The 16,130-nt window shown below is 66.0% G+C and carries 11 protein-coding genes and 3 rRNA genes; 11 read left to right on the top strand and 3 right to left on the bottom strand.

The genetic code is table 11. From position 1 onward, the window contains the following. The first annotated feature begins 292 nt into the window (after positions 1-292). From Scani_RS34525 to Scani_RS34475, 11 genes are all read left to right on the top strand, one after another. Positions 293-1,821 (top strand): 16S ribosomal RNA (locus tag Scani_RS34525). A gap of 302 nt (positions 1,822-2,123) precedes the next feature. Beyond that, a 23S ribosomal RNA gene (locus Scani_RS34520) occupies positions 2,124-5,246 on the top strand. A 91-nt stretch (positions 5,247-5,337) separates the two neighbouring features. Then, positions 5,338-5,454, top strand: a 5S ribosomal RNA gene (gene rrf, locus Scani_RS34515). Together the 16S, 23S and 5S rRNA genes form the textbook arrangement of a ribosomal RNA operon. Positions 5,455-5,527: 73 nt before the next feature. Then, positions 5,528-6,196, top strand: coding sequence for an HAD family hydrolase (locus Scani_RS34510; protein WP_159481629.1), 669 nt, complete (start codon positions 5,528-5,530; stop codon positions 6,194-6,196). An 84-nt stretch (positions 6,197-6,280) separates the two neighbouring features. Next, on the top strand, positions 6,281-7,519 hold the full coding sequence (locus Scani_RS34505; RefSeq protein WP_159481628.1) for an MFS transporter: 1,239 nt from the start codon (positions 6,281-6,283) through the stop codon (positions 7,517-7,519). Further along, on the top strand, positions 7,488-8,663 hold the full coding sequence (locus tag Scani_RS34500) for an acetoin utilization protein AcuC (protein WP_159481627.1): 1,176 nt from the start codon (positions 7,488-7,490) through the stop codon (positions 8,661-8,663). Before Scani_RS34505 ends, Scani_RS34500 begins: the two co-directional genes overlap by 32 nt. Positions 8,664-8,879: 216 nt before the next feature. Beyond that, positions 8,880-9,695, top strand: a complete 816-nt coding sequence (locus Scani_RS34495) for a phosphatase (protein ID WP_159481626.1) — start codon at positions 8,880-8,882, stop codon at positions 9,693-9,695. Between the two features lie 128 nt (positions 9,696-9,823). Continuing rightward, positions 9,824-10,033: a helix-turn-helix domain-containing protein gene (locus tag Scani_RS34490; RefSeq protein WP_006604741.1), complete on the top strand. Its 210-nt coding sequence runs from the start codon at positions 9,824-9,826 to the stop codon at positions 10,031-10,033. Positions 10,034-10,152: 119 nt separating this feature from the next. Beyond that, positions 10,153-10,251: a 30S ribosomal protein bS22 gene (locus Scani_RS34485; RefSeq protein ID WP_003948845.1), complete on the top strand. Its 99-nt coding sequence runs from the start codon at positions 10,153-10,155 to the stop codon at positions 10,249-10,251. A 197-nt stretch (positions 10,252-10,448) separates the two neighbouring features. Further along, complete coding sequence (locus Scani_RS34480; protein ID WP_159481625.1) at positions 10,449-11,498, top strand: NAD-dependent epimerase/dehydratase family protein; 1,050 nt, start codon at positions 10,449-10,451, stop codon at positions 11,496-11,498. Between the two features lie 14 nt (positions 11,499-11,512). Then, the gene (locus Scani_RS34475; RefSeq protein WP_159481624.1) at positions 11,513-12,508 is read left to right on the top strand and encodes a lysophospholipid acyltransferase family protein; all 996 of its coding nucleotides are present in this window, start codon (positions 11,513-11,515) and stop codon (positions 12,506-12,508) included. Between the two features lie 43 nt (positions 12,509-12,551). Here Scani_RS34475 and Scani_RS34470 read toward each other — a convergent pair whose 3' ends face one another. From Scani_RS34470 to Scani_RS34460, 3 genes are all read right to left on the bottom strand, one after another. Then, on the bottom strand, positions 12,552-13,766 hold the full coding sequence (locus tag Scani_RS34470; RefSeq protein WP_159481623.1) for a DUF5667 domain-containing protein: 1,215 nt from the start codon (positions 13,764-13,766) through the stop codon (positions 12,552-12,554). Positions 13,767-14,044: 278 nt separating this feature from the next. After that, positions 14,045-14,830, bottom strand: a complete 786-nt coding sequence (locus Scani_RS34465; RefSeq protein ID WP_088798525.1) for an ECF subfamily RNA polymerase sigma factor, BldN family — start codon at positions 14,828-14,830, stop codon at positions 14,045-14,047. Positions 14,831-15,160: 330 nt separating this feature from the next. After that, a complete protein-coding gene (locus tag Scani_RS34460; protein WP_159482540.1) occupies positions 15,161-16,108 on the bottom strand; it encodes an HAD family hydrolase in 948 nt (315 codons plus the stop codon). Between the last annotated feature and the right edge of the window lie 22 nt (positions 16,109-16,130).

Genomic DNA, 16,130 nt, shown 5'->3' with positions numbered 1-16,130 from the left:
TAGAGTCGGAAACGCAAGACCGAAGGGAAGCGCCCGGAGATCCTGGTGAAACAGGAACAAAGGAAGCGTCCGTTCCTTGAGAACTCAACAGCGTGCCAAAAGTCAACGCCAGATATGTTGATACCCCGTCCACCTCGGTGGATGAGGTTCCTTTGAAAGTCCACCACGGCCCATGCGGTCGGGGTGGCACACACAGCGAGGACGCTGTGAACGACCGGACCTATTCCGTCTGGTTGTTCCGCTCTCGTGTGTGTTGACCCGCAGTTTTTAATTAAACGCAGTCGGGTAAACATTCACGGAGAGTTTGATCCTGGCTCAGGACGAACGCTGGCGGCGTGCTTAACACATGCAAGTCGAACGATGAACCTCCTTCGGGAGGGGATTAGTGGCGAACGGGTGAGTAACACGTGGGCAATCTGCCCTTCACTCTGGGACAAGCCCTGGAAACGGGGTCTAATACCGGATACGACCACCGACCGCATGGTCTGGTGGTGGAAAGCTCCGGCGGTGAAGGATGAGCCCGCGGCCTATCAGCTTGTTGGTGGGGTGATGGCCTACCAAGGCGACGACGGGTAGCCGGCCTGAGAGGGCGACCGGCCACACTGGGACTGAGACACGGCCCAGACTCCTACGGGAGGCAGCAGTGGGGAATATTGCACAATGGGCGAAAGCCTGATGCAGCGACGCCGCGTGAGGGATGACGGCCTTCGGGTTGTAAACCTCTTTCAGCAGGGAAGAAGCGAGAGTGACGGTACCTGCAGAAGAAGCGCCGGCTAACTACGTGCCAGCAGCCGCGGTAATACGTAGGGCGCAAGCGTTGTCCGGAATTATTGGGCGTAAAGAGCTCGTAGGCGGCTTGTCACGTCGGATGTGAAAGCCCGGGGCTTAACCCCGGGTCTGCATTCGATACGGGCAGGCTAGAGTTCGGTAGGGGAGATCGGAATTCCTGGTGTAGCGGTGAAATGCGCAGATATCAGGAGGAACACCGGTGGCGAAGGCGGATCTCTGGGCCGATACTGACGCTGAGGAGCGAAAGCGTGGGGAGCGAACAGGATTAGATACCCTGGTAGTCCACGCCGTAAACGTTGGGAACTAGGTGTGGGCGACATTCCACGTCGTCCGTGCCGCAGCTAACGCATTAAGTTCCCCGCCTGGGGAGTACGGCCGCAAGGCTAAAACTCAAAGGAATTGACGGGGGCCCGCACAAGCAGCGGAGCATGTGGCTTAATTCGACGCAACGCGAAGAACCTTACCAAGGCTTGACATACACCGGAAACGTCTGGAGACAGGCGCCCCCTTGTGGTCGGTGTACAGGTGGTGCATGGCTGTCGTCAGCTCGTGTCGTGAGATGTTGGGTTAAGTCCCGCAACGAGCGCAACCCTTGTTCTGTGTTGCCAGCATGCCCTTCGGGGTGATGGGGACTCACAGGAGACTGCCGGGGTCAACTCGGAGGAAGGTGGGGACGACGTCAAGTCATCATGCCCCTTATGTCTTGGGCTGCACACGTGCTACAATGGCCGGTACAATGAGCTGCGATACCGCGAGGTGGAGCGAATCTCAAAAAGCCGGTCTCAGTTCGGATTGGGGTCTGCAACTCGACCCCATGAAGTCGGAGTTGCTAGTAATCGCAGATCAGCATTGCTGCGGTGAATACGTTCCCGGGCCTTGTACACACCGCCCGTCACGTCACGAAAGTCGGTAACACCCGAAGCCGGTGGCCCAACCCCTTGTGGGAGGGAATCGTCGAAGGTGGGACTGGCGATTGGGACGAAGTCGTAACAAGGTAGCCGTACCGGAAGGTGCGGCTGGATCACCTCCTTTCTAAGGAGCATCTAGGCAGCCGCAAGGTTGTCCAGAGCCACTACGTCGGCAAATGTTCGACGGTGGTTAGCTCATGGGTGGAACGTTGACTATTCGGCGCACTTGATTGGTTGTCACTAGTACTGCTTCGGCGTGGAACGTGGGGATTGATCGGGTGGGCCGGGCACGTTGTTGGGTATCTGAGGGTACGGGCCGATGGTCTGGACCTTCGCGATGCCGGCCCCGGTAAAGGCTCACTTCGGTGGGTTGTGACGGGTGGCTGGTCGTTGCTTGAGAACTGCACAGTGGACGCGAGCATCTGTGGCCAAGTTTTTAAGGGCGCACGGTGGATGCCTTGGCACCAGGAACCGATGAAGGACGTGGGAGGCCACGATAGGCCCCGGGGAGCTGTCAACCAAGCTTTGATCCGGGGGTGTCCGAATGGGGAAACCCGGCAGTCGTCATGGACTGTCACCCGCTGCTGAACACATAGGCAGTGTGGAGGGAACGCGGGGAAGTGAAACATCTCAGTACCCGCAGGAAGAGAAAACAACCGTGATTCCGGGAGTAGTGGCGAGCGAAACCGGATGAGGCCAAACCAGTCACGTGTGATACCCGGCAGGGGTTGCGTGGTTGGGGTTGTGGGAGTTCTCTTTTGCAGTCTGCCGGCTGTGAGACGAGTCAGAAACCGTTGATGTAGGCGAAGGACATGCGAAAGGTCCGGCGTAGAGGGTAAGACCCCCGTAGCTGAAACATTAGCGGCTCGTTTGAGAACCACCCAAGTAGCACGGGGCCCGAGAAATCCCGTGTGAATCTGGCGGGACCACCCGTTAAGCCTAAATATTCCCTGGTGACCGATAGCGGATAGTACCGTGAGGGAATGGTGAAAAGTACCGCGGGAGCGGAGTGAAATAGTACCTGAAACCGTGTGCCTACAAGCCGTGGGAGCGTCGCTGTATGTGCTTGCACATGCAGTCGTGACTGCGTGCCTTTTGAAGAATGAGCCTGCGAGTTTGCGGTATGTTGCGAGGTTAACCCGTGTGGGGAAGCCGTAGCGAAAGCGAGTCCGAATAGGGCGTTGAGTAGCGTGCCCAAGACCCGAAGCGGAGTGATCTAGCCATGGGCAGGTTGAAGCGGAGGTAAGACTTCGTGGAGGACCGAACCCACCAGGGTTGAAAACCTGGGGGATGACCTGTGGTTAGGGGTGAAAGGCCAATCAAACTCCGTGATAGCTGGTTCTCCCCGAAATGCATTTAGGTGCAGCGTCGTGTGTTTCTTGCCGGAGGTAGAGCACTGGATAGGCGATGGGCCCTACCGGGTTACTGACCTTAGCCAAACTCCGAATGCCGGTAAGTGAGAGCGCGGCAGTGAGACTGTGGGGGATAAGCTCCATGGTCGAGAGGGAAACAGCCCAGAGCATCGACTAAGGCCCCTAAGCGTGTGCTAAGTGGGAAAGGATGTGGAGTCGCAGAGACAACCAGGAGGTTGGCTTAGAAGCAGCCACCCTTGAAAGAGTGCGTAATAGCTCACTGGTCAAGTGATTCCGCGCCGACAATGTAGCGGGGCTCAAGCACACCGCCGAAGTCGTGTCATTCATGCAATAGCCCTAACGGGTGTGTGGATGGGTAGGGGAGCGTCGTGTGCCGGGTGAAGCAGCCGTGGAAACGAGTTGTGGACGGTTCACGAGTGAGAATGCAGGCATGAGTAGCGATACACACGTGGGAAACGTGTGCGCCGATTGACTAAGGGTTCCTGGGTCAAGCTGATCTGCCCAGGGTAAGTCGGGACCTAAGGCGAGGCCGACAGGCGTAGTCGATGGACAACCGGTTGATATTCCGGTACCCGCTTTGAAACGCCCAATATCGAATCCATTAATGCTAAGGCCGTGAAGCTGGCCTGGAGTCTTCGGACAAAGGGACGTGGTGGAGCCGCCGATCCAAGGTGGTAGTAGGTAAGCGATGGGGTGACGCAGGAAGGTAGTCCAGCCCGGGCGGTGGTTGTCCCGGGGTAAGGGTGTAGGCCGTGTGGTAGGCAAATCCGTCACACATTAAGGCTGAGACCTGATGCCGAGCCGATTGTGGTGAAGTGGATGATCCTATGCTGTCGAGAAAAGCCTCTAGCGAGTTTCATGGCGGCCCGTACCCTAAACCGACTCAGGTGGTCAGGTAGAGAATACCGAGGCGTTCGGGTGAACTATGGTTAAGGAACTCGGCAAAATGCCCCCGTAACTTCGGGAGAAGGGGGGCCATTGCTGGTGATGAGTCTTGCACTCTGAGCTGGTGGTGGCCGCAGAGACCAGCGAGAAGCGACTGTTTACTAAAAACACAGGTCCGTGCGAAGCCGTAAGGCGATGTATACGGACTGACGCCTGCCCGGTGCTGGAACGTTAAGGGGACCGGTTAGTCGACCTTCGGGTCGGCGAAGCTGAGAACTTAAGCGCCAGTAAACGGCGGTGGTAACTATAACCATCCTAAGGTAGCGAAATTCCTTGTCGGGTAAGTTCCGACCTGCACGAATGGCGTAACGACTTCTCGACTGTCTCAACCATAGGCCCGGTGAAATTGCATTACGAGTAAAGATGCTCGTTTCGCGCAGCAGGACGGAAAGACCCCGGGACCTTTACTATAGCTTGATATTGGTGTTCGGTTCGGCTTGTGTAGGATAGGTGGGAGACTTTGAAGCAGCCACGCCAGTGGTTGTGGAGTCATTGTTGAAATACCACTCTGGTCGTGCTGGATGTCTAACCTGGGTCCGTGATCCGGATCAGGGACAGTGTCTGGTGGGTAGTTTAACTGGGGCGGTTGCCTCCTAAAGAGTAACGGAGGCGCCCAAAGGTTCCCTCAGCCTGGTTGGCAATCAGGTGTTGAGTGTAAGTGCACAAGGGAGCTTGACTGTGAGACTGACGGGTCGAGCAGGTACGAAAGTAGGGACTAGTGATCCGGCGGTGGCTTGTGGAAGCGCCGTCGCTCAACGGATAAAAGGTACCCCGGGGATAACAGGCTGATCTTCCCCAAGAGTCCATATCGACGGGATGGTTTGGCACCTCGATGTCGGCTCGTCGCATCCTGGGGCTGGAGTCGGTCCCAAGGGTTGGGCTGTTCGCCCATTAAAGCGGTACGCGAGCTGGGTTTAGAACGTCGTGAGACAGTTCGGTCCCTATCCGCTGTGCGCGTAGGAGTATTGAGAAGGGCTGTCCCTAGTACGAGAGGACCGGGACGGACGAACCTCTGGTGTGCCAGTTGTCCTGCCAAGGGCATGGCTGGTTGGCTACGTTCGGAAAGGATAACCGCTGAAAGCATCTAAGCGGGAAGCCTGCTTCGAGATGAGTACTCCCACCCCCTTTGAGGGGTTAAGGCTCCCAGTAGACGACTGGGTTGATAGGCCAGATATGGAAGCCTGGTAACGGGTGGAGTTGACTGGTACTAATAGGCCGAGGGCTTGTCCTCAGTTGCTCGCGTCCACTGTGTAGGTTCTGAAGTAACGACCTGACTGTATTTGATTAGATGCAGTATGCCGGGTTGGTTAACTTCATAGTGTTTCGGTGGTCATTGCGTTAGGGAAACGCCCGGTTACATTCCGAACCCGGAAGCTAAGCCTTTCAGCGCCGATGGTACTGCAGGGGGGACCCTGTGGGAGAGTAGGACGCCGCCGAACAATCATTGTGGGGAAGCCCCGCACCTTATGGTGCGGGGCTTTTCTGCGTTCCGGGCTCGATACGCTCATGAGCATGCGCTATGACTTGGTTATCTTCGATAACGATGGCGTCCTCGTGGACAGCGAGCCGATCGCCAATCGGATCCTGGCCGCCCATCTCACCGAACTGGGCCATCCGACCACCTATGAAGAGTCGTTGCGCGACTACATGGGCGGCGCTATGCACCGTATTCACGAGGTGGTGCTGGAGCGGTCGGGCGAGCGGCTGCCGGCCGGGTTCGACGAGGCCTTTCACCGGCGGGTGTTCGAGGAGTTCCGCCGGCGGTTGGAGCCCGTGGCGGGCGTGGTCGAGGTGCTGGAGAAGCTGACCGCCAACGGGGTGCCGCATTGCGTCGGGTCGTCGGGGAGCCATGAGCGCATCCGGGTGACGCTGACGAAGACCGGGCTGCTCGAGCGCTTCGCCGAGGGGCGGAACGGGGGCGGTGGGCGCATCTTCTCGTCGCAGGACGTGGGGCGGGGGAAGCCGGCGCCGGATCTCTTTCTGTATGCGGCGAAGGAGATGGGGGTGGCACCGGAGCGGTGTGCGGTGGTCGAGGACAGTCCGCTGGGGGTGCAGGCGGCGGTCGCCGCGGGGATGGACGTCTACGGCTTCACGGCGATGACGCCGGCGCCGAAGCTGGTGGAGGCCGGGGCCACCGCGCTGTTCGACCAGATGGCGGAGCTTCCTGCGCTGCTGCAGTAGCGGCGTCGCCGCTCGGATCGCGGTCGGAATTGGCGGGGAGATCCATCTACCCAGCAGTAGTGGGGAGTTCTAGGCTGAGCGGCCATGACGGCCCCTCGGGTTCCAGGAGCGCAGCTACGGCACGGCAGGGTGGCGCTCGCCCTCAGCTTCTTCGTCCAGGGGGCGGTCTTCGCCCTCCTCGTGACCCGAATACCCGCGATCCGGGAGCGCTACGGGATTTCCGACGGGCTGCTGCCGGCCTTCCTCGCGGCGGTGCCCGTCCTCGCGGGGGCCGGCAGCGTCGGCACCGAGCAGCTGGTGAAGCGGGTGCGGGCCGGCCGGGTGCTGCGGTGCGCGCAGCCCGTGGTGTGCCTGGCGCTGCTGGCGGTGGGCTCGGTCGGGTCGATGGCGCAGGCCGCCGTGGCGCTGGCGGTCTTCGGACTGTCGGTGGGGGCCCTGGACGCCTCGATGAACATGCTCGGGGTGAGTCTCCAGCGGGCGTACGGGCGGAGCATCATGCTCGGCTTCCATGCGGCGTACAGCCTGGGCGGCATGGTGGGCGCCTCGCTGGCCTGGGCGGGTGCGCACTGGAAGCTGTCGCTTGCGCTGCTCTACGGGCCGGTGGTGGCGGTCCTGGTGCCCCTGGCGCTGATCGTGGGCCATTGGTTCGTCGACCGGGACCGCCGGGATCCGGAGGAGGGCGGGGCGGGGTCCGCCGCGGCCGCCGCGCCCCTCGCGATGCGGCTGTTGTTGCCGCTGTGTCTGGTGATGGCGTTCGCCTATATCGGGGACTCGACCGTCTCCAATTGGAGCGCCAAGTATCTGCAGGACGTCCTGGGGAGCTCGGAGCAGCTCGCCACCGTCCCGTACAACGTCTATATGGTCACCACGCTGCTCGGCCGGGCGGTCGGCGATCCGGGGGTGCGGCGGTTCGGGGCGGTCGCGGTGGTGCGGACCGGGACGGTGGTCGCGGCGGGCGGTTTCGCGGTGGTGGCGGCTGCTCCGGGGGCCTGGGCCGGGATGGCGGGGTTCACGCTGCTGGGGCTCGGGCTGTGTGTGATCGTGCCCCAGACGTTCGCGGCGGCGGGGCGTCTCGCCTTTGAGCGGCACGGCCCCGGGGCCTCGGACATGGCCGTCGCGCGACTCAACATCTTCAACTATGTGGGCTTCTTGATCGGCTCTCCGCTGGTCGGTGCGCTCGGCGATGCCTGGAGCTATCGGGGGGCGATGCTCGTACCGATGGCCCTGGTGCTGATGACGTTGGTGTATGCCCGATCGTTCGGGGCGCCGGAGGCCCGATACGGTGACGGGCATGAGCGGCCGCGCACAGCTGATGTGGGATGAGGCAGTAACGGGCTACGACTTCGGGTCCGGGCATCCGATGGACCCGGTCCGGCTCGCGCTGACCATGCGTTTGGTGGAGGCGTACGAGCTGGACCGCGGGCCCCTGGAGGTGGTCGCGGCCAAGCCCGCCGGGGATTCCACCCTGCGGCTGGTGCATCGTGAGGACTACATCGGCGCGGTCCGCAGAGCCTCGGCGGACCCCGCTGCCGCGGATCTCTCGTACGGGCTGGGCACGGCGGACGATCCGGCGTTCGCGGGGATGCACGAGGCGTCCGCGCTGATCGCCGGTCAGTCGGTGGGCGCGGCGGAGGCCGTCTGGCGCGGCGACGCGGCGCATGCGGTGAACTTCGCCGGCGGGCTGCACCATGCGATGCCGGGCGGGGCGGCCGGATTCTGTATCTACAACGACGCGTCGCTGGCCGTCGCCCGGCTGCTGGAGCTGGGGGCCGAACGGGTCGCGTACGTCGATGTGGATGTGCACCACGGCGACGGGGTGCAGGCGGCGTTCTGGGAGGACCCGCGGGTCCTGACGATCTCGCTGCACGAGCATCCGCGGACGCTCTTTCCGCAGACCGGCTGGCCGGAGGAGACCGGCGGCGAGGGCGCGGAGGGCAGCGCGGTGAATGTGGCGCTGCCGGCCGGCACCGGGGACGAGGGGTGGCTGCGGGCCTTTCACGCGGTGGTGCCGGAGCTGCTGGGCGCCTTCCGGCCGCAGGTGATCGTGACGCAGCACGGCGCGGACACCCACTTCGAGGATCCGCTGGCACACCTCGCGGTGAGCCTGGACGCGCAGCGTGCGGTGGCGGAGGCCTGTCACGACCTGGCGCACCAGCATGCGGACGGGCGCTGGGTCGCGCTCGGCGGTGGCGGCTATGCGGTGGTGGACGTGGTCCCGCGCAGCTGGACGCATCTGGCCGCGATCGCGGCGGGCCGGCCCATCGAGCCGACTTCCATGGTGCCGGAGTCGTGGCGGCACGAAGTCTTCCGCAGGACGCGGCAGTTGGCGCCGCTGCGGATGACGGACGGCCGTACGCCGCAGTGGCGGGACTTCGTCGACGCCGGCTATGACCCGGCCGACCGGCTGGACCAGGCGGTGCTGGCCACCCGCCGGGCGGTGTTCCCGGCGCACGGGCTGCTGCCGTAGGTCCTGTGGGGCGAGGCCTCCGCAGCGGCTCCTGTGGCGCCGTGGGGGGCCTCCGGGGCGCGCGGTGCGCGGCACCCCGCCGGCGTGCCTGCGGGGCGCCGTCCGGCCGTCCACGGCCCGCAGTGCGTACGGCCCCATCCGGCGCTGTGCCCCAAAGGTGTGACTACCCGTCGGTCAGGGCAACCGTAGGCCGACCAACCGGACAGTATGGGACGTGTGGTGGGCACCGGGGCGCTGCGGGCGCACCTGATCGAGGCGCGGCTCGCGGGGACGATCGCGACGACGCGGGAGAAGAGTCTGGCGCGCTACCGGCTCTTCGGGGCGCGTGATCCCCGGGCGCTGCTGGGGCTGGATCCCGAGGGGGACTGGCAGACCGGTGAAGTACTGCGACTGATGGGGCAGGAGTGCGGCGTTTCGGTCGATCCCGCGCACGTTTCCGGCCTGGATGTGGTCGATCCCGACCGCACCCTCGCGGCGCTGGACCGGTTCGCCGAACGGCTCGGAGCGGCGGCCGGCCGCCGGGCGCCGGTGCTGTTCGGCACCGGCCATCCGCACCGGCTGGTGGCCTTCTACGCCGCCCTCGCAGACGCCCTCTCGTCGGCGGGCTGCCCCGTCCTCACCCCGGCGTATGGCGCCCGTGTCGACATAGCGACCCGGTTCGGCGTACGTACCTGCACCCTCACCTACGTACGGGGAGTCGCGCTGATGCGAGAAACCGGCGTGCGGGGCGCGCCGGGGACGGGGGGCGTACACACCCATTCGCCGCTCCCGGTGCGTACCGCTCTGGCGGCCGCGGGGGACGGTGCGGGGCCGCTTCCGGAGCTGGTGATCGGGGACCACGGATGGGTCTGCGGGGCAGGTCAGCTGGGCATCGAGGCGATCGGGCTGGCGGATACGGACGACCCGGCGCTGTTCGTCGGCCAGGCGGAAGGGCGGGTGTCGGTGGCGGTGCCGCTCGACGACGGCGCGCCGAGCGCGTCCTATCAGCCGCTGGCCCGCTATGTGCTCAATCGGGCATGTCTGTACCGATAGGAGGCTGTTCGCTGCTCCTCTTCCCCACTCGCATCACCCGCCCCTAATCTGGGGAGTGAGCGCATAGCGACGAAGAGTCACCGGAGGGGAAGCCGGTGACCGTCTTATGCGGAAGGTGCAGGTGTGGCATGGCTGCAGACCAGAGGCCTCTGAACGAGGTCGTGTTCCTGACCGTGGCGGAGGTCGCCACGGTGATGCGAGTGTCGAAGATGACCGTGTACCGCTTGGTGCACAGTGGTCATCTGCCCGCGATTCGTGTGGGGAGGTCGTTCCGGGTTCCGGAGCAAGCGGTTCACGACTATCTCCGTGAGTCCTTTGTGGGGGTGGAATCGGCCTGACGGAGCTGCGCCGAACCTCGGATTACGCCGTTCGCCCGTCGCCGGGTAGGCTGGCCCGATGTAGGTAGTGTGGGCTCGGACGCCCCGCACCGAGTGATTCGAAGTGAGCGAGGGTAGTCGTGGGCTCTGTTATCAAGAAGCGGCGCAAGCGGATGGCGAAGAAGAAGCACCGCAAGCTGCTCAAGCGCACCCGCGTTCAGCGTCGTAACAAGAAGTAAGCGACGCTGATCGCGAATTCGCAGCCCCCCATCGCCCTGTGCGATCGGGGGCTGCGGTGCGTTGTGGGCCGTATGGACGGTGGTCGGACGGAAATGTGGCCACGGGCATCCTGCGGTCATCACCGCGCAACACCTACCCGATAGCGTGACCGGGACAGCTCGGCCACGGCGGTCGCGGCGGGAAGGAAGGGCTGATCTTGGGCAAGGTCGTGCTCGTCACGGGAGTCGCACGGCAGCTGGGCGGCCGGTTCGTCCGCCGTATCCAGCGCGATCCCGACGTCGACCGGGTGATCGGGGTCGATGCCGTGGCACCGGAACACCATCTGGGCGGCGCGGAATTCCTCAAGGCCGATATCCGGCATCCGGCCATTGCCAGGGTCCTGGCCGAGACGGGTGTCGACACGGTCGTCCATATGGACATCAACGGCACGCCGTTGGGCAAGCGCGGCGGCCGCGCCTCGGTGAAGGAAACCAACGTCATCGGGACGATGCAGCTGCTCGGCGCCTGCCAGAAGGCCCCGAATGTGCAGCGTCTGGTCATCAAGTCCAGCACCAGCGTCTATGGCTCCGCGCCCCGGGACCCCGCCGTCTTCACCGAGACCACTACGCCGAAGTCGCTGCCCAGTGGCGGTTTCGCCAAGGACGTCGTCGAGGTCGAGGGGTATGTACGCGGCTTCGCCCGGCGCCGGCCCGATGTGGCGGTGTGCGTGCTGCGCTTCGCCAACATCCTCGGGCCCTGTGCGGACTCTCCGCTCGCCGAGTACTTCTCGCTGCCCGTGCTGCCCACCGTCCTCGGCTACGACCCGCGGTTGCAGTTCGTCCACGAGGGTGACGCCATCGAGGTGCTGCGGATCGCCGCCGCCGCGCCGCGCCGCGGCACGCTCAACAGCGGCACCTTCAACATCGCCGGGGACGGCGTACTGCTGCTGTCGCAGACCTCCCGGCGGCTGGGGCGGCCCACCGTGCCGCTCCTGCTGCCGACCGTGACCTGGGCCGGTACGGCGCTGCGGTCCATCGGCATCACGGACTTCTCGCCGGAGCAGATCCGGCTGCTCACGCACGGCAGGGTCGTGGAAACGACACAGATGCGCGAGACACTGGGGTTCCACCCGAAGTACACGACGGCGGAGACCTTCGCGGAATTCGCCGGCAGCCGCGGACCCGGGCTGCTGCCGCCCGAGTCCCTCGCCCGCACCGTCGACCGGCTCGCCGGCGTGCTGCCCGCACGCGGCGGCCCGACCCAGTGAGGAGTTCACCCACGATGGCGGACGCCAAGGTCATCCCCTTCGGCGAGGAGCCCCGGGCGCGCAGGAAGGCCAGGAGGGCCGGGCGCACGGAGCGCGGTACGGCGCTGGCGCCCGTACCCGAGGCCCGGACCGAGCACCCGCCGGCGGTGCCCCCGCGGGAGAACCCCGGGCGGTCCCTGGACGAGCGGATCGCGGGCGGGCTGGCGTTCCTGCGCCGGCGGATCACCGGCGACTACGAGGTCGACGACTTCGGGTACGACGAGGAGCTGACCGACCAGGTCCTGATGTCGCTGCTGCGGCCCTTCTACGAGAAGTACTTCCGGGTCGAGGTGAAGGGCGTCGAGAACATCCCCTCCGACGGCGGGGCGCTGATCGTCGCCAATCACTCCGGGACGCTGCCGCTGGACGGCCTGATGCTGCAGGTCGGGGTGCACGACAACCACCCGGCGCAGCGTCATCTGCGACTGCTGGCGGCCGATTTGGTGTTCGTCCTGCCGGTGATAAACGAGCTGGCGCGCAAGGCCGGGCACACCCTCGCCTGCGCGGAGGACGCCCAGCGGCTGCTGGAGCGCGGCGAGATCGTCGGGGTGATGCCGGAGGGCTTCAAGGGCATCGGCAAGCCCTTCGCGGACCGCTACAAGCTGCAGCGGTTCGGGCGCGGCGGCTTCGTCTCGACGGCGCTGAAGGCCGGGGCGCCGATCGTGCCGTGCTCGATCGTGGGCGCCGAGGAGATCTACCCGATGATCGGGAACTCCAAGACGCTGGCGCGGGTGCTGGGGCTGCCGTACTTCCCGATCACGCCGACCTTCCCGTGGCTGGGACCGCTGGGAGCGGTGCCGCTGCCGACGAAGTGGACGATCCAGTTCGGCGAGCCGATCCCGACGGCCGGCTATCCGCCGGAGGCGGCGGACGACCCGATGCTGATGTTCAACCTGACCGACCAGGTACGGGAAACGATTCAGCACACCCTCTACAAGCTGCTCGTACAGCGACGCTCGGTGTTCTTCTGAGGGAAGGACCAGAAGAACACCGAGCGCCGGAGGGACCGCTTCGCTACTTCGGGAGATCCTCGCCGTCGATGCCCAGGCCGGGAAGCAGCCCCGGGATCAGCGGCGGGAGGGTGACGTCGGGCTGGCCACCGGTGTCCCGGCCGCTGTGGTGGTGGCCCCGGTCGTGCGGGGACGGGCTGCCGCCCTTGGACGGCGGGTCGAGCAGGCCGCCCGTATTGCCGCCGAGCAGGCCGTCCTCCTGGGAGGGCGAGGCCGACGGGCGGGGGGCGTGCGAGCCGGCGGCGTGCTTGCCGGGGGTGTGCTTGCTGCCGGACGGGGCCGGGTGCCCGGCGGACCCGGAGCCGGTGCCCGCGGAGGCGGGCGTGTGGCGGTGGCGGCCACGGCTGTCCGGGGTGGGCGGCAGCAGCGGACGGAGCGGACCGACCTCTTTGTCTATGGCTGCGAAGACCGAACTGACCTGGTCACGGACGTCCGTGAGCTGTACCGGGAGCTTGTCGCGCAATTGCGACCAGGTACGGCGGTGGGACTTGGTGAAGGAGTTCAGCGCCTGGATGGGGCCGAGCGAGCCGTCGCGCTCGTAGGCCTGGTGCAGGAGGCGGTGGCCCTCACCCGCGTCGTGGGTGACGCCGGCGAGTGCCTTGCGGACCTCGCCGAGCGCCTCGTGGTCGAGGTCGGCGACCCGGGCGCGCTCCATCAGGCGCCGCGCCTCCATCATGCGGATGGCGGCCTGGTCGAGATAGAGCCTGCCGCGGTCGGAGTCGTCGTCGGCCATACCGAGCCGCAGATCCTCCATGCCGCGCTTGAGGCCGTAGAGGGAGTCGCCGGGCAGGGCGTCGGAGCTGGCCGCGGCGACGCCGGTGAACGCACCGGCGGCGACGCCGACCGTCAGCCCGCCCGCCGCCAGGCCCTTGGTGAGGCGGGAGCGCGGACGCAGCCTGCCGATCGATTTCGTGGCGCGGTGCGCGCCCTTGTGGTCGCGTTGCTCGGGCACCCTGGCACCGTCGGACGGAGCGCCTTCGGCGAAGGCGGCCTCCATCGCGGCGATGAGCTGGGCGCGCTGGACAGTCTTGACCTCGGCTGCCATCTCCGGCCTCGGGAGTTTCCCGAGGCCGTCGGCGACCGCCAACAGCCGTGCTTCGCCCGGCGCTTGCGCCGGATTGTCGACCTGGTCCTCGGCCGCCGTGTCCTCGAGGACCTGCTCCTCGAGGGCCTGGGCGAAGGCGTTGGCCCGCCGGTGCACCGAGACATTCGCGATCACGGGCGGCACCTCCTCTCGTCATCCCGCTCGACTCCCCGGGCTGGCTTTGACTGTCCAGACGGACCGGACGGTTGCAAGCCGTTGCCCGCGACCACTCGATCGAGTGAGAGGTGACGGGCAAGGCATGACCGTATGGAGCCTGCATCCCGCACAACGAGCGGCGCGGCACTCGGGTTACGCACTCACGATGATCTGACCGACCGGGTATGGAAGGTCACCAAGAGTGAGCGAATGCGGCATGGAAACCGGTCACCGAAATCCGTGGACAGGGGGGCGGGTCAGCGGGCGTCTTCGGGGAGCAGCCGCGCCAGGGTGCGGACGGCGCGGTACTGGAGGGTCTTGATCGCGCCCTCGTTCTTGCCCATGACGCGGGCGGTCTCGGCGACCGAGAGGCCCTGCAGGAAGCGCAGCGTGACGCACTCCTGCTGTTGAGGGTTGAGCTTGCGCACCGCCTCCAGCAGGGCGGCGTTGGAGAGGGACTCGAGGACCGAGTCCTCGGGGCTGCGCTCGACCTCGTTGGCGTCGAGCATCTCTCCGGTGGTGACTTCCAGGCGGAAGCGTGAGGACTTGAAGTGGTCGGCGACGAGGTTGCGGGCGATGGTCACGAGCCAGGCGCCGAAGTCACGGCCCTGCCAGGTGAAGGTGCCGATGCGGCGCAGGGCGCGCAGAAAGGTCTCGCTGGTGAGGTCCTCGGCCGTGGCACGGCCGCCCACGCGGTAGTAGATGTACCGGTAGACGGTGTCGGCGTACTGGTCGTAGAGGCGGCCGAAGGCGTCGGCCTCGCCCGCCTGGGCCCGTTCGACGAGGTCCATCATGCGACGGCTGTCGCTGTCGGCGGGGCGACGGGCGGTGGTCGTGCCGGTGCCGGAACGGCGGGTTCTGCCGGCGGCCTTGCCGACCGCAGCACTCCCGTCGGCCAGGGCGTAGCAGGGTCCGGCGGCGGGGACGGCTGAGGCGAATGCGGGGACGGCGTACGCGGTGGGGACAAAACTGCGCAGGTGGTCGACGAGTGTCGTACGCAGCGTAGCCAGGCCCGAGGCGTCAACCCCGACGTGTGGGTACACGGGACTCCCAGAGGCAGAGCTTCCATCACGTGCAGTGCGGGACCGTTCACTCGTCGTAGGGACGTGTGGGTTCCGGATTGCGTCTGAGGAGAATAACGCTTCGTACAGGCAGCGCTACACCCAGTTGCTCAAATCATCGATTAGTTACGGTCCGTGCCGGGTTGGTGGCAGATCAAGTATCGATTACTGAGCAACTTTTGATCGGAAGGAAACGCAATCTGCCTGGTTGGAGGGCGTGTTGTGGTTAACCGGCAGCGGCGGGACTGAGGGGACGGCGGAGGGGGTAGGGAGTGGGGATGGGCCGCCGTCCCGTACGGCTATCAGGCCTGGTCAGCGGCGTCGGCGCTGCAGTGCGACCGCGGCCGCGGCACCGCCTGCGAGGGCGCCCACACCGGCCGCCGCGGGGATGCCGATCTTGGCGGCTTTGCGGCCGGTCCGGTAGTCGCGCAGCCGCCACCCCTGCTCCCGGGCGTGCTTGCGCAGCCGGCTGTCAGGATTGATCGCATAGGGGTGCCCGACGAGCGAGAGCATCGGGATGTCGTTGGCGGAGTCGCTGTAGGCGGCGCAGTGCGAGAGGTCCAGGCCCTCCGCGGACGCCAGGGCGCGGACCGCCTCGGCCTTGGCCGGGCCGTGCAGCGGCTCGCCGACCAGTTTGCCCGTGTAGACCCCGCCGACGGACTCGGCGACGGTGCCCAGCGCGCCGGTCAGGCCGAGCCGGCGGGCGATGATCGTCGCCGTCTCTACGGGGGCCGCGGTGACCAGCCATACCTTCTGACCCGCGTCGAGGTGGGCCTGGGCGAGGGCGCGGGTGCCGGGCCAGACGCGCTCGGCCATGTACTCGTCGTAGATCTCCTCGCCGATGGACATCAATTCGGCGACACGGTGGCCCTGGACGATGGACAGCGCGCTGTTGCGGACGTCCGCCATGTGCTCGGGGTTCTCCGAGCCGGCCAGCCGGAAGTAGATCTGCTGCCAGGCGAAGCGGGCCAGATCGCGCTTGTGGAAGAAGTGCCGCTTGTACAGGCCGCGGCCGAAGTGGAACAGCGCGGCGCCCTGCATGACGGTGTTGTCCAGGTCGAAGAAGGCGGCGGCTGCCGTGTCCCCGACGACCGGGAATTCGGGCTCCGCCGGGGTATCGGTCTCCTCGACGGGCGGTGCTTCCTGGGAGGACTTCCGGGCGGCCTCGGCCGCGGCCTCGCCGGCCAGCACGCTGCGGGCCGTGGCGGGTCGTCGGCGGCGAGGGATCCAGCCCAGGTCGAAGAGCGCCCCGGAGGGCATCCAGCCGGATCGGCGAGCGGGC

It is taken from the genome of Streptomyces caniferus (assembly GCF_009811555.1).
GTDB classification, from domain to species: domain Bacteria; phylum Actinomycetota; class Actinomycetes; order Streptomycetales; family Streptomycetaceae; genus Streptomyces; species Streptomyces caniferus.
The sequence above is the reverse complement of the archived record's forward strand: the minus strand, read 5'-3'. Positions and strand labels throughout refer to the sequence as shown.

Coding starts and splice junctions, on each gene's coding strand:
- Scani_RS34460 (WP_159482540.1), bottom strand. CDS start 16,108: ATGCCCTCCGGGGCGCTCTTCGACCTGGGCTGGATCCCTCGCCGCCGA.
- Scani_RS34500 (WP_159481627.1), top strand. CDS start 7,488: ATGAGCGGCCGCGCACAGCTGATGTGGGATGAGGCAGTAACGGGCTAC.
- Scani_RS34510 (WP_159481629.1), top strand. CDS start 5,528: ATGCGCTATGACTTGGTTATCTTCGATAACGATGGCGTCCTCGTGGAC.
- Scani_RS34505 (WP_159481628.1), top strand. CDS start 6,281: ATGACGGCCCCTCGGGTTCCAGGAGCGCAGCTACGGCACGGCAGGGTG.
- Scani_RS34490 (WP_006604741.1), top strand. CDS start 9,824: ATGGCTGCAGACCAGAGGCCTCTGAACGAGGTCGTGTTCCTGACCGTG.
- Scani_RS34475 (WP_159481624.1), top strand. CDS start 11,513: ATGGCGGACGCCAAGGTCATCCCCTTCGGCGAGGAGCCCCGGGCGCGC.